This is a genomic window from Francisella sp. 19X1-34 (assembly GCF_041102755.1).
In the GTDB taxonomy this organism is placed as follows: Bacteria; Pseudomonadota; Gammaproteobacteria; order Francisellales; family Francisellaceae; genus Francisella.
The window spans coordinates 1-13281 of sequence record NZ_JBGCTX010000064.1 but is presented as its reverse complement, the minus strand read 5'-3'; the positions used below and the strand labels follow the sequence as shown (position 1 = coordinate 13281).

The following is a 13281-nucleotide window of genomic DNA, read 5'->3' as shown; positions in this document are numbered from 1 at the left end:
ATTCTGTAAATCCCTTATTGTTATATTTAAAATATATAACCTAATTAAAATTTACACAATTATCTGTAAAGACCCATAGTGGTTGCAAAAATATAACTGTTTTTATTCGGAAGGAGTTCTTTTATCATTTTTTTAAATTTTTATAGTTGAGATTTTATCTATATAGTCACTTATATCTGCTCTAATCCCTGATACTCCAATAATTCTGCCACCATCATATATTGGTTGTCTTAATATGAAGTATGCTCTTGTCACTCCTTTTTTATCTGTGAAAATATCAATAGGATTAATCTCTTTGTTAGAGATTATATCTTGATCTTTTTTACGATATATAGCACCTAGATCAGCTCCAAAAATTTCTAAGTCATCAAAACCAATGAAATCCTCAGGAGATAAATCTGCTAGAGCAGCAGCCTTGTGATTTATATAAATATACTTTCCATTGATATCTTTAATAAAAAAAGGCGACTTTTGTTGCATTATTACTTTATCAAGTAAGATTTGTTTATCATTTGCTGTAATCATATTTTTGTCTATTCAGGTTAAACAATTTTATTGAATATTATCATTTTTTAAACTATAACGCAATGCTTCATATTTGTGTAGATAAAAAATAAATAATATATACATGATTAATAGTTTGTTATTGTTTGATATCAAATATAAGAGACCTATTAGTTTTCACCTAATTTTAAGAAAAAATTTTCTGTTGAAGTTTAAAGTTTTATAAATATAGGCTAGTAGAGATCACTATAAAATATAAGGATTAGTGAGCTTGATATTTTATTACATATTCTAATAACACAGTTGATAATTAAGATGATTTTGTAGGTAATAGTTGAAATATAAAGCAATGCTTCATATTATTATAAATAAAAACTAAAATTATGATGCTAGAAAAATTTACAAATCTTAGTCAACAGTGGAGAAGAATTAATGCATTATGGTATAAAGTCTTTATGAATTTTCTTAATGAAACAAGTTTTACATATACAGAAGCTATTGTATTGCTTGCTACGTTATCATTAAATAAGCCTTCGAAATCTGATATTTCTAATTATATGAGATGTGAGCCTCAAAGTATTACTAGAGCTATTAATAGCTTAGTATCTAAAGGTTTGTTACAACGTAATGTTGATTCACAAGATAAAAGAGTTGTTCGTTTTGATCTAACACCACCAGGAAGAGAATTTTCGATTAAGACTCAAGAATTTATAAATACAAATTGGCAAAAATCATTAGGGCATATGGATAATGCTGATTTAAGTGCTTTTACTAATTATCTTGATGAGATGATTAATAATTTAGATCATTTAGTGAAAACTAATGAAATAGAGAGCCAAACAAATAAATAAAAAGGGTGAATAAAATGGCTAGAATTATATTAAAAAATGCCAATGTCTTTAATGGTAAGGATAATCAAGTCAATAATTATCGTTATATCTATATAGATAATAATAAAATTAAAGCATTAACTAATGAAGAAATTTGTAATTTTGAACCAGAATTTAGTATAGATTTAAAAAATAAATTTCTTATGCCTGGGCTTATAGATGCTCATGTGCATCTATCTTCTGCAGCAGCTGTAGATCTAGCAAATGATAATATATCTAGTGATTTCATGGCTATAGAATCATTACAAGCAGGAGAAGAATCTCTAAAAAGGGGATTTACAACGCTACGAGATGCTGGTGGTGCTGGCTTTGGAATTGCCCAAGCTTTTGAAAAAAGAAAATCACGTACTCCAAGATTGTTTTATAGTGGTAAGGCATTAAGTGCAACTGGAGGGCATGGAGATTTTAGAGGAACTAGTGAGTCTAAAATTTGCTCTTGTCAGCTAAGTGGTTCAAATATCTCTACAATTTGCGATGGAGTACCGGAAGTACTAAAAGCTACTAGAGAGCAACTTAGAGAAGGGGCAACGCAAATTAAAATTATGGCTGCTGGAGGTATCGCCTCTCCAACAGATAAAATTACTAATTTACAGTTTTCAGATGATGAAATATTAGCTATTGTTGATGAAGCTAAGCGTAATGGTACCTATGTTATGGCACATGCTTATACTCCAGAGGCATTAATGCGTTGTGTTAGGTTAGGTGTGAGATCTTTAGAGCATGCAAATCTTCTTGACGAAGAGGCAGCTAAAGTTATTGTTGAAAATGATGCATTTATTGTACCAACACTTGCGATATATGAGGCTTTTTATGATCATGGTAAAGAGTTCAATACTCCTGATTATGTTTTAAACAAACTTGGAGGGGTTCGTTCAAGTGGAATTAGTGCACTTAAGATTGCCCATGAAAATAATGTTAATATCGGATTTGGTACAGATCTATTAGGTGGATTAATGAAATATCAAAATACTGAATTTAAGATTAGATCTCAAGTTGAGACACCATTTCAAACTCTTCATTCCGCTACATATAAAAATGCTGAGTTACTTAATATGACAGATAAGTTAGGAATTGTTAAACCAGATGCTTATGCTGATCTTCTTGTGCTTGAGAGAAATCCTTTAGAAGATATTGAAGTGCTAACAAATCCAGAAGAAAATATAAAACTTATAATTAAAGATGGAAGCTTAGTATTAAATAAATTAGATGCTATTGAGAATTAATCTAAAGTAAGAATGTTATCAGAATCTGATTCACCAGCCTTTTTAGGATTAGCTGTTTCATCATCTTCACCTTCATTTACATTAATTCCGTAGCCAAACTCACGAGCATATATTCCTTGTTCTGTTTCCTTAGAAAATACTTCTAAAACAGATTCCATAGGAATATTTACAGACATAGGTTCACCATCAAAAGTAGCTTCGAATGTTATATGGTTATCATCTATATTAAGATTTTGGATTGCTTGTGGAGATAAATCTAACAGTATTTTTTTATCTTCATCTATATAGTTTGTTGGAACTACTACATCTTCATACTCTGTATCAATAAGTATATATGGAGTAAAACCATGATCAACTAACCAATTGTATGTTGCCTTAACTATATAGGCTCTAAGCATCGCCATATTAAGCTCCTTCTACTTTGATTGTTTTGATAAAACTAGGCTCACTAAGTAAGTCTTTAATTTCCTTGATAATATTTTTATCTTTTGTAGGAATAGAGATCTTTAACTTAATAAAGTAATAAAAAACAAATGTTATTATTAGAGACAAAACATTTATATTTTGAGCATCTGGGTTGCTCTCAGCATTTACTTCTCTCTCATTAACAATTGTTCTATATGTGTTAATCAAATCTTTTTGCATTACTTTTTTTATTTGTTCTGCATCTTCTTCATTTAAATAAGGATCTTGCAGAGCAGTAATGTTTTGTAGAAATGTTTTATTAACGTGTTCTAATAGAATTCTCGCATTTGCTCGCTGTTTTGGAAAAACAGGAAACATAGGAGGGAAGGGGTATAAGTCTTCAATAGCCTCTATAATTACATTAAGCCTATATACAGCAAAGTCTTCTGTCGTTAATGTAGGGATATTCCCATTTGGTGTAATGATATTTAGTTCTTCTAAATGTTTTGAATTATTTTGATCTTCAACATCTACAATTTTTGCATTAGCACCTTTGATAGATAGTATCATGCGTACTATGTCGCTATAGATATCATCCTTTTTTGTGTATAAAACCAAGGTTTTATCCTCCTAGTGATAAAATAAAAAGAATAATAAAGAGTGTAATATAAAAAAGATATATTAACGCTTAGAGAATTGTCTTCTTCTACGAGCTTTTCTAAGACCAGGTTTTTTACGCTCAACTTTACGAGGATCACGAGTTACAAAACCTGCTTCACGAAGAGCTGGCTTAAGATCTTCATCATACTCGATAAGAGCTCTAGTAACACCAAGACGGATAGCACCAGCTTGACCAGTAGTTCCACCACCTTTTACAGTTACTTTAAAATCAAAGCTGTCTGTATTGTTAGTTAGTTCTAGAGGCTGCTTAACAACCATGCAATCTGTTTCACGACATAGGTATTGCTCTAATGGAAGACCATTAACGATGAATTGACCAGTACCCTTTTTCATAAATACACGAGCTACAGAACTTTTACGACGACCTGTACCATAATTATATTCTGACATTTTTACCATCCTTTATTAAATATTGTGAGCTTGAGGTTGTTGAGCTGTATGTGGGTGATTTTCACCTGCATAAACTTTTAACTTTTTGAACATTGCACGACCTAGTGGAGTTCTAGGAAGCATACCTTTTACAGCTTTTTCAATAGCTCTTTCTGGATGAGTTGCTATTAGCTTCTCAAAAGATACTGATTTGATACCGCCAATATAGCCTGTGTGGTGGTGGTAAATTTTACCTTTTCTTTTGTTACCAGTTACAGTTACTTTCTCAGCATTTACGATAACAACGTAATCACCAGTATCCATATGAGGAGTATATTCTGGCTTGTTTTTACCTCTTAGGATCATTGCTACTTCTGTAGCTAGACGACCTAAAGTTTTATCTGTAGCATCAATCAAAAGCCATTCTCTTTTGATATTTGATGGTTTTGCAGTAAACGTTTTCATCTTTTTTCCTTTATTTATTGTTGTCAATTACTCAGTTTTTGCAAAAAATTCTTAATTTTGCGAGTAATATAGCTCGCGCTACTTTAAAAATTTAAGCAGTCTATATGATACATTTTCTATGGTAGATAAGCAAATGATTTATAAAATATTTTTATTTACCTTCTTCCATTTTACTGATTGTCGCGTGACTGAAAGTTTCTATCTTAGCTTTTTGGTATTGCTTAGAATTTGGGAGCTAATTGGACTGAATTTAAAATACTACTCTAGAAACCATTAATATCAATGCCAAAATAGAATCTTCTCTTAAACTCCTCTTGTGCTAAGATAGAAAAATCGCATAGTCCAATATATTTAAGTAGATCTTTATATGATAAGTAACTACCTGACTGAATTGTTGACGCTATTAAAATTCGCATATTTTGACACTTTCGAATGTAATTTAGGCAGATTCTGCCCGAATTGGTCTCGTGAGATATGTAGTGGGTGTTTCTTATAATCAAAGCGTTTGTGATGATATCTTTTAAAAAACTTTCGTATTCATCTATATTTAGTTCATAAAAACTTTGAAGCTTTATTTGTAATGAGTCAAATACTTTAGTTTTACGGCTTGTTTTAAAAAATCTACTCATCCCAGATCGACATTCACGAATTAGCCCGAGTAATTCTAATTTTCCATTTGGTATAAATGGTTTACGTATCAGTTGGCTTTTGACTCTTTGCATTTTCTTATGAGTATCAACAGCTTTAAAAAAATATGAAAAAAGCTTACGACTAAACCTATTAATAGATTTTGCTTTTACATTCTTAAAAGAAAATCTATACTCAGGATGAAATTGAACACCGAGAACAAAACCTTGACAAGCATTCTCAAAAGCTTTTATAATTCCATCATGTTCAATTGCTAACTTTAGTAATTCAGGTAAAGCATTAGGGTCAACCGCCTGATGATGAAAAGATCTTGCGCTAAAAGAGGAAATGCTTTTTGATGAAAAATCGGTTGCTGCGGACATGAAGACACCCTTATTAACAGGCAAAATATCTCTTTGCGTGACATTATGTTGTCCTTCAACCTCAATTAATGATCCTCCAAAAAATATATTTAGAAGTTGGCAACCTCTACAAATTCCTAACATAGGTTTGCCAGCTCTATAGCAAAAATTAATTATAAATAACTCTAATATAGTTCTGAATAAGTATTCATTCCTATATATTTTCTTTTCATTAAGAGTCATTTTTCTGCCATATAACCAAGGTTCAATATTCTCTCCTCCAGGTATAATATAACTATTAATATTGTCAGCATATTTTTTAGCAAGTGCTCTTACTAAATTAATGTTATTAGCTTCCAAATTTAGAATTTTCTCAACGCAGTTCATGGCAGAGTTTTTAAAAACTTCGCATTCATAATGTAAACCAGTTATACTAATATTTCTACCGATATATTCGCGACTATAATCAATCGCACGCCATACATTTCCGTACTCTTGAATAGTTTGTCTAACCATATTGCCTGTCCATGGAGTATGACTATAGTCCCAAGAAGTTCCTATAATACTTGACATAAAGTTCTCCCTTTATATTTTTGTATACGAAAATCAAATTACCATAGTGATAGTAGTTAGTAGATGTAACAGAAATATTACAATTTTGTAAAACTTTGTTGCTAAAACGAAAGGGAAGTTTATAGCTAGTTATGAAATTAATCTATTAACTTCTTTATTTGACCTTCTAATACAATTTTCAATAGCTATACGATCAAAAAAGTTTCCAGTGATATATATATTAGGTACTTGTGAAAGTTCTTTTTCTAAATCTTGTAGGAAAATATTGTGATTGCGATGATAGCAGGGTAATAAGTTAGTTTTTTGATATGAGTGTAGGATATCAGATTGATCTATCTTTAGAAGCTTAGTTATTTTATCGATTAGCTCTTTCATAGATGCTCTGGAATGACAATGAAAAACTATAGCTCTATAGTTAGGGTGATCAATAACATCTCTAGAAACAGCAGAAAAGAAAAATTGCTCTTTACCAATTAAGCCGGCTAAGTTCTTAACATGGTTAATTCTATTTTTATCAATGACTATCCCAATGCTCTTAAGTTCAGACATTGTTGGTGAATATTTATGCTTGGCTATATTGGGTAATATATCAATCAATAGCTCTTTTGTGGTATTCCATGGGGCTGCTAAACAAACTCTTTGAGCAGTATAACTAGCTTTATCTGTAGTAATTAACCATTGATTATCTTCAGAGTACGAAATCTTTAAAACATTACCTCTAACAGAATTTATTTGAGAATTTTCTATTATGCTTGAGAGGCCATTTTTTAATGTAAAGCTTCGTGGGATACTAGTATCTCTATCGTACTTTTTAAAAAGGTATTCCATTGGGAAGTCTTGACTGTCTTGTGAAAGTACAGCGTTAAAACAATATTTTAATGTATTATCATAATTGTCTTTGCCAAAAAGCTTTGAAGCATATTCTTTTACTGTTTTATCATTTTTAGATATTTTTCTATGCTTAATATAATTATACGCAAGGCTAAAGAAGTTTAAGTTTTTAAAAATACTTTCAACCTGATTGTTTGGTTTAACTAATAAAAAAGGCAATTTGTTGCGTGTAATAATATCATCTAAAAGGTTATTGGTTTTTATAAAATCTATAGTATCAGAGTAAGAGTTGTATATTGTGTGAGCTCCCATCTCAAACCAGAATTCTTCATAATTTTGAGTGTCAATACAGCCGCCATTTCTATCTTTTTCAATAATTAGATTTTCAATACCTACCTCATTTAACTTTTGGGAAAAACTAATTCCTGATATTCCACCACCTATAATTATTGTATTGACATTACTCATTTGGCAATAAAATCCATAGTTTACCTTTATTGTTCATGTGACCTGCATTAAACTCTGCTTGCTTACCATGACCCCAAAAAACATCGCCACGAATAGCGCCACGAATAGCGCCACCAGTATCTTGAGCAATCATTAGCCTATCAAGGGGAACAGTTTCCTTATGGTTTTTCTTATAATAATTGGTCTCTAACCATAGAGGAACTCCGTAAGGGTAGTATATGTGATCAATAGCTAAAGAATAACCTGGTGTGAGTTCAACATCCTGAGCACCTACAGCATTTTTGTACTCGATATATCTAAAAAAGACAAATGACGGATCATAATTTAGTACTTCATCCATTTTGTCTTTATGATTATTAAGCCATTCTTTTATTGATTGCATAGACATCTCTTTTACTGACATATAATTATGTTCAAGTAGATATCTACCTATTGGTCTATAAGGGTGACCATTTTGACTGTCATAACCAAGAAGTATATCTCCACTACTAGTTTCTATTCTACCAGAACCTTGAATTTGTAAGAAAGTACGATCAATTTTTGATTTAACCCAAACTAGTACATCTTTATTAGTAAACAAGTTACCATCAGATATTTGTGCCCTTGAATAGTATGGCACTAATTTGCCATCTTTATCATAGGTGCCATAAGAGTAGCTATCATCGCCATTTGATTTTTTGACTAGATTATTTGGTGTTCTATAAATTGGCACATCGTACTGTAATGTTTTTACTAAACTACCTTTCATTGTTGGTTCGTAATAACCTGTAAATAAGCCAGTATTTTTGTTTTTAGCTTTGAGAGTTATTTGATATGGGGTGAAATTATCTTCGAAAAACAGTCTTGCTTGTTTAACTTTTTTAAAGTTTGCTTTCTCTACTTTGTTACAGATATTAAACCAACCTTTGTATTCAGGTTTTTTATCTTCAAGTATTTTGCTACATGATAATTTTAGAGCATTGAAAGATTTTAGTTGGTTAGCATTATTCCAGTTATTTAGATTTTTAAAGGTAGATTGCTCATATTTGACTTTATCTGAATATTTGTCTGTAAGTAGGTCTGAAACATTTATTTTCGTTTTCTTTTGTTTTTTTACTATAGGTTTTTTAGTTATAGTTATTTTTGCTGGTTTTTCTTTAATAACTTCTTTATTAGCAACATTTGCGCAGCTTGATATAACCAAAGTAAGTAAGATAATATTTATTTTTTTTAAAGTTTTCATTGTTTGTTTAATACTCATATTAAAAAAAACACCAATAATTTCTTGAAAATAACGAAATAATCACAATCTATAAAACATCTAACAAATTGTAGTATTAACAGAACTAAAAGTAAAAGGTTGTTTTATGAGTAAAGATGAAAAAAGTAATGTAGAAGATAAAAACCTAAATAATGAAGCAGAAGTACAAGAAGAAGCTTCTACTAATGCTGTTGAGGAGTTATCTGTAGAAGAGCAGCTAGAAAGATCAAAAGATACCATAAAAGAACTTGAAGAAACTTGTGATGCTATGAAAGATGAAGCTCTAAGAGCCAGAGCAGAGATGGAAAATGTTCGTAGAAGAGCAGAAAAAGAAGTTTCTAATGCACGTAAATTTGGTGTAGAGAAATTTGTTAAAGAGCTTCTACCTATAACAGATAGTATTGATCAAGCTTTAAAACATGAGGTCAAACTTGAAGAAGCTATAGCTATGAAAGAAGGTATTGAGCTTACAGCTAAAATGCTTTTTGATATCTTAAAAAATAATGGTTTAGAAGAACTTGATCCAAAAGGAGAAAAGTTTGACCCAAATATTCATGAGGCTATGGCTATGATACCTAACCCTGAGTTTGAAGATAATACTGTTTTTGAAGTCTTCCAAAAAGGATATCTGTTAAATGGCCGTGTAGTTAGAGCGGCAAAAGTTGTTGTTGTAAAAAATTAAAAAAGTTCTTGAAAAAAAATAAACTACATCCATCTATTAGCTAGATGGTTTTAAAAATTACTGAATTTTAAAATAAATAAATTATAAAACAGGAGAAACAAATGGGAAAAATAATAGGAATAGATTTAGGAACTACTAACTCTTGTCTTGCTATCATGGATGGTAAGAATGCTAAAGTTATAGAAAATGCTGAAGGTCACAGAACTACTCCTTCAGTAGTTGCATATGCTGACGGTGGTGAGATCTTAGTAGGTCAATCAGCAAAAAGACAAGCTGTAACAAACCCTGATAACACTTTCTTTGCTATCAAAAGACTTATTGGTCGTAAATATGATGATAAAGCAGTACAAGATGATATCAAAAAGAAAGTTCCTTATGCTGTAGTTAAAGCAGATAACGGTGATGCTTGGGTTGCTACTAAAGAAGGTAAAAAAATGGCTCCACCTCAAGTATCTGCTGAGATCTTAAGAAAAATGAAAAAAACAGCAGAAGAGTTTTTAGGTGAGACAGTTTCTGAAGCTGTAATTACAGTACCTGCTTACTTTAACGATAGCCAAAGACAAGCTACAAAAGATGCTGGTAAAATTGCTGGCCTTGATGTTAAAAGAATCATCAACGAGCCAACAGCTGCTGCATTAGCATATGGTGTTGATTCTAAAAAAGGTGAGCAAACTGTAGCTGTTTATGACTTAGGTGGTGGTACATTTGATATCTCAATTATTGAAATTGCTGATGTTGATGGCGATAACCAAATCGAAGTACTATCAACAAATGGTGATACTTTCTTAGGTGGTGAAGATTTTGATTTAGCTTTAATGGACTACTTAATTGATGAGTTCAAAAAAGAGCAAGGTATCGATCTTCATAACGATAAGTTGGCTCTTCAAAGAGTTAGAGAAGCTGCAGAAAAAGCTAAAGTAGAATTATCATCTGCTAGCCAAACAGATGTAAACTTACCATATGTTACAGCTGATGCTACAGGACCTAAACATTTAAATATCAAAATAACTAGAGCTAAGTTTGAGTCTTTAGTTGGTGATTTAGTGGCTAGATCTTTAGAGCCTTGTAAAAAAGCTTTAGAAGATGCGGGCTTAAGCAAATCTGATATTACAGAAGTACTATTAGTAGGTGGACAAACTCGTATGCCTCTAGTACAGGAGAAAGTAAAAGAGTTCTTTGGTAAAGAGCCACGTAAAGATGTAAACCCTGATGAAGCTGTAGCAGTTGGCGCAGCTATCCAAGGTGGTGTACTTTCTGGCGATGTTAAAGATGTACTTTTACTTGATGTAACTCCTTTGTCTGTAGGTATTGAGACTATGGGTGGTGTGATGACTAAGCTTATTGAGAGAAATACAACTATCCCAACTAAGAAGTCACAGGTATTTTCTACAGCTGAAGATAACCAGCCTGCAGTAACTATCCATGTACTTCAAGGTGAACGTGAAATGGCTTCAGCTAACAAATCTTTAGGTAGATTTGACTTGGCAGATATCCCACCAGCACCACGTGGTATGCCACAAATTGAAGTAACATTTGATGTAGATGCCAATGGTATAATGAATGTATCTGCTAAAGATAAAGCTACAGGTAAAGAGCAAAATATTGTGATTAAATCTTGTGGTGGTATATCTGAAGATGAAATCGAGAAAATGGTACAAGATGCAGAAGCTAATGCTGAAGCAGATAAGAAGTTCCATGATCTTGTAGGTGCTAGAAACACTGCAGATAACTTGATCCATAGCTCAAGAAAAGCAATTAGTGAGTTAGGTGATAAAGTAACAGCTGAAGAAAAGGATAAGATCGAAGAAGCTTGTAAAGATCTAGAGTCTGTTGTTAAAGGCGATGATAAAGATGCTATCGAAGCTAAAACTAAAACTTTAGAAGAAGCTTTTGCTCCAATAGCTCAGAAAGCATATGCTGATCAAGCTCAAGCAGCGGGTGCCCAAGGTGGAGCTCAAGCTGAAGAGCCTAAAAAAGATGAAGATGTCGTTGATGCTGATTTTGAAGATGTTGAAGACGAGAAAAAATAAATAATTCTTTAAAGTAGTCACTGGAGTGTGGTTTATCCACACTTATCTTTTTGTTATAATTACACGTTCCAAAATTTTAGGTTAATTAAAATGCAACAGAAATGTTACTATGAAATTCTAAATGTATCAAAGACAGCTTCCGGCGTTGAAATCAAAAGAGCTTATAGAAAGCTTGCAATGAAATATCATCCTGATCGTAACCCTGAGAATAAAGAAGCTGAACTTAAATTTAAAGAAGTCTCAGAAGCTTATGAGATATTAAGTGATGATCAAAAAAGATCAAGATATGATCAATTTGGCCATGCAGGCGTAAATCAACAGGGTGGTGCTGGAGCAGGTGCTGGCGGATTTGGTGGTTTTGAAGATATTTTTGATACTTTCTTTGGTGGAGGAGCTTCTCGTGGAGGTGCTGGTAGGTCTAGAGCATCTAGAGGTAGTGATCTGGAGTATACTTTAGAGATATCCTTAGAAGAGGCTTTCTTTGGTATTGAAAAAGAGATAACTATACCAAGAATGGCAGCTTGTGATACTTGCGAAGGTACTGGTTCAAAATCTAAAAGTAAGACAACTTGTCATGCTTGTCACGGTCAAGGTACAATTAGAAGACAACAAGGCTTTTTTGCTTTTGAACAAACTTGTCCGGCTTGTAACGGTTCTGGATCTAATATCTCAGACCCATGTGATGCATGCTATGGAAATGGTAAGGTTAAGAAGCAAAAAACTCTAAAAGTTAAAATACCAGAAGGTGTTGATAACGGAGATAGAATTAGACTTCATGGTGAAGGAGATTCTGGCTCTAATGGAAGCATGAATGGTGACCTTTATGTTCAGATTCTAATTAAAGATCATAAAATCTTTGAAAGAAGAGAAATGAATCTTTACTGTGAAATGCCGATAAGCTTTACTAAAGCATGCCTTGGTGGTGAGATCAAAGTTCCTACCTTAGATGGTGAAGTAACTCTAAAAGTGATACCTGAAACTCAAACTGGTAAAGTTTTTCGTTTAAGAGAAAAAGGTATGAAGTCTTTAAGAGGTCATAGAAGAGGTGATTTACTTTGTAAAGTTGTTGTAGAGACACCTGTAAATTTAAATGCTGAGCAGAAAGAACTTTTAGGAAAGTTTGCTGATAGTTTAGGTGAAGACTATCAAAGTAAACACTCTCCAAAAAGTAAATCTTGGTTTGATAATATGAAAGATTATGCTAAGAGCTTTTTTGAATAACTTCTCCTAATCTTTTTTATCTTTATAATTATTTCTGAGACAATAACATTCTTCATTACCTTTTAGAAAACCTAAACGTTTTATTAGTGCTATAGATGCTATATTGCTTTTATCTATAGATGCTTTTATTTCTATAACTTTATAAGTTTTAAATAACTCAGTTATAATACAACTTACAGCTTCTGTTGCAATTCCCTTTCTCCAGTAAGCTGGAAAAATAACATATCCTAAAATAGCTGTTTTCTCTGAAATAGGTATAGTTGCTTGAATATAGCCTATATATTCTGCTGATTTCTTACATCTGATTATCCAGTTTAGCCAAATATATTTATGATCAGGAGATATTTGTTTTTTTCGTTGCTTATATTTGATTTTTAAATTATTTAAAGAGGATGGAGGGGAGTCATCTATATATTGATATATTTCTTTGTTCTGTAGTAAATCAAACATCTTATTTGCATGTTCTTTTTTGAGAGGTTCTAGTTCAAATCTATCAGTTAGTAAAGGTGTTTTATTTGTCATTTAGAAAATAATAAGTTTCTCTTAGGCTTATCTTATTAGAGTAAGAACTATATTTATACTATAATCAGCAGCTTTCTTTGATATTAAATATAGGCAAGTTAAATAAAAAGATATTAGGTTCTGTGCACAAAAAATATAAATTAGATTGAAAATAGCTAAACCGTTGTTATTTAAAAGTTGAAAGGCAG

At 31.8% G+C, this 13281-nt stretch carries 14 protein-coding genes; 5 read left to right on the top strand and 9 right to left on the bottom strand.

Translation table 11 applies throughout. From position 1 onward, the window contains the following. Positions 1–132: 132 nt before the first annotated feature. Positions 133–525, bottom strand: a complete 393-nt coding sequence (locus AB8E56_RS09575; protein ID WP_329480485.1) for a PAS domain-containing protein — start codon at positions 523–525, stop codon at positions 133–135. A gap of 362 nt (positions 526–887) precedes the next feature. On the opposite strand from AB8E56_RS09575, the gene AB8E56_RS09570 reads away from it, so the two are divergent. Beyond that, on the top strand, positions 888–1355 hold the full coding sequence (locus AB8E56_RS09570) for a MarR family winged helix-turn-helix transcriptional regulator (protein WP_329480483.1): 468 nt from the start codon (positions 888–890) through the stop codon (positions 1353–1355). 14 nt (positions 1356–1369) lie between these two features. Next, positions 1370–2617 (top strand): amidohydrolase family protein, encoded by a 1248-nt coding sequence (locus AB8E56_RS09565; protein WP_329480481.1) that lies wholly within the window; start codon positions 1370–1372, stop codon positions 2615–2617. Here the strand turns inward: AB8E56_RS09565 and AB8E56_RS09560 are convergent. The 7 genes from AB8E56_RS09560 to AB8E56_RS09530 form a co-directional block, all read right to left on the bottom strand. After that, positions 2614–3021 carry a ClpXP protease specificity-enhancing factor gene (locus AB8E56_RS09560; protein WP_329480479.1) on the bottom strand — a complete coding sequence of 136 codons (408 nt, stop codon included), beginning with the start codon at positions 3019–3021 and terminating at the stop codon, positions 2614–2616. The genes AB8E56_RS09565 and AB8E56_RS09560 overlap by 4 nt on opposite strands. 1 nt (position 3022) lies before the next feature. Next, positions 3023–3640 carry a hypothetical protein gene (locus tag AB8E56_RS09555; RefSeq protein ID WP_329480477.1) on the bottom strand — a complete coding sequence of 206 codons (618 nt, stop codon included), beginning with the start codon at positions 3638–3640 and terminating at the stop codon, positions 3023–3025. 63 nt (positions 3641–3703) lie between these two features. Further along, positions 3704–4093 (bottom strand): 30S ribosomal protein S9, encoded by a 390-nt coding sequence (gene rpsI / locus AB8E56_RS09550; protein WP_329480475.1) that lies wholly within the window; start codon positions 4091–4093, stop codon positions 3704–3706. Between the two features lie 15 nt (positions 4094–4108). Then, on the bottom strand, positions 4109–4537 hold the full coding sequence (gene rplM / locus AB8E56_RS09545; RefSeq protein WP_192577615.1) for a 50S ribosomal protein L13: 429 nt from the start codon (positions 4535–4537) through the stop codon (positions 4109–4111). Between the two features lie 263 nt (positions 4538–4800). Next, positions 4801–6099, bottom strand: coding sequence for a gamma-glutamyl-gamma-aminobutyrate hydrolase family protein (locus tag AB8E56_RS09540; RefSeq protein ID WP_329480472.1), 1299 nt, complete (start codon positions 6097–6099; stop codon positions 4801–4803). 129 nt (positions 6100–6228) lie between these two features. After that, positions 6229–7398 carry an NAD(P)-binding protein gene (locus tag AB8E56_RS09535; protein ID WP_329480470.1) on the bottom strand — a complete coding sequence of 390 codons (1170 nt, stop codon included), beginning with the start codon at positions 7396–7398 and terminating at the stop codon, positions 6229–6231. Next, positions 7391–8638, bottom strand: a complete 1248-nt coding sequence (locus tag AB8E56_RS09530; protein WP_329480468.1) for an MltA domain-containing protein — start codon at positions 8636–8638, stop codon at positions 7391–7393. Before AB8E56_RS09530 ends, AB8E56_RS09535 begins: the two co-directional genes overlap by 8 nt. Positions 8639–8744: 106 nt before the next feature. Between AB8E56_RS09530 and grpE the strand changes: the two genes are divergently transcribed. From grpE to dnaJ, 3 genes are all read left to right on the top strand, one after another. Further along, positions 8745–9320: a nucleotide exchange factor GrpE gene (gene grpE / locus AB8E56_RS09525; RefSeq protein WP_329480466.1), complete on the top strand. Its 576-nt coding sequence runs from the start codon at positions 8745–8747 to the stop codon at positions 9318–9320. 101 nt (positions 9321–9421) lie between these two features. Next, the gene (gene dnaK, locus AB8E56_RS09520; RefSeq protein ID WP_329480464.1) at positions 9422–11350 is read left to right on the top strand and encodes a molecular chaperone DnaK; all 1929 of its coding nucleotides are present in this window, start codon (positions 9422–9424) and stop codon (positions 11348–11350) included. Positions 11351–11440: 90 nt separating this feature from the next. Continuing rightward, a complete protein-coding gene (gene dnaJ, locus AB8E56_RS09515) occupies positions 11441–12571 on the top strand; it encodes a molecular chaperone DnaJ (protein ID WP_329480462.1) in 1131 nt (376 codons plus the stop codon). 6 nt (positions 12572–12577) lie between these two features. Here the strand turns inward: dnaJ and AB8E56_RS09510 are convergent, their stop codons facing one another. Beyond that, the gene (locus AB8E56_RS09510) at positions 12578–13093 is read right to left on the bottom strand and encodes a GNAT family N-acetyltransferase (protein WP_329480460.1); all 516 of its coding nucleotides are present in this window, start codon (positions 13091–13093) and stop codon (positions 12578–12580) included. Positions 13094–13281: the final 188 nt, after the last annotated feature.

Coding starts and splice junctions, on each gene's coding strand:
- AB8E56_RS09570 (WP_329480483.1), top strand. CDS start 888: ATGATGCTAGAAAAATTTACAAATCTTAGTCAACAGTGGAGAAGAATT.
- dnaJ (WP_329480462.1), top strand. CDS start 11,441: ATGCAACAGAAATGTTACTATGAAATTCTAAATGTATCAAAGACAGCT.
- AB8E56_RS09530 (WP_329480468.1), bottom strand. CDS start 8,638: ATGAGTATTAAACAAACAATGAAAACTTTAAAAAAAATAAATATTATC.
- AB8E56_RS09535 (WP_329480470.1), bottom strand. CDS start 7,398: ATGAGTAATGTCAATACAATAATTATAGGTGGTGGAATATCAGGAATT.
- AB8E56_RS09540 (WP_329480472.1), bottom strand. CDS start 6,099: ATGTCAAGTATTATAGGAACTTCTTGGGACTATAGTCATACTCCATGG.
- AB8E56_RS09560 (WP_329480479.1), bottom strand. CDS start 3,021: ATGGCGATGCTTAGAGCCTATATAGTTAAGGCAACATACAATTGGTTA.
- AB8E56_RS09565 (WP_329480481.1), top strand. CDS start 1,370: ATGGCTAGAATTATATTAAAAAATGCCAATGTCTTTAATGGTAAGGAT.
- AB8E56_RS09510 (WP_329480460.1), bottom strand. CDS start 13,093: ATGACAAATAAAACACCTTTACTAACTGATAGATTTGAACTAGAACCT.
- rpsI (WP_329480475.1), bottom strand. CDS start 4,093: ATGTCAGAATATAATTATGGTACAGGTCGTCGTAAAAGTTCTGTAGCT.
- AB8E56_RS09575 (WP_329480485.1), bottom strand. CDS start 525: ATGATTACAGCAAATGATAAACAAATCTTACTTGATAAAGTAATAATG.
- dnaK (WP_329480464.1), top strand. CDS start 9,422: ATGGGAAAAATAATAGGAATAGATTTAGGAACTACTAACTCTTGTCTT.
- rplM (WP_192577615.1), bottom strand. CDS start 4,537: ATGAAAACGTTTACTGCAAAACCATCAAATATCAAAAGAGAATGGCTT.
- grpE (WP_329480466.1), top strand. CDS start 8,745: ATGAGTAAAGATGAAAAAAGTAATGTAGAAGATAAAAACCTAAATAAT.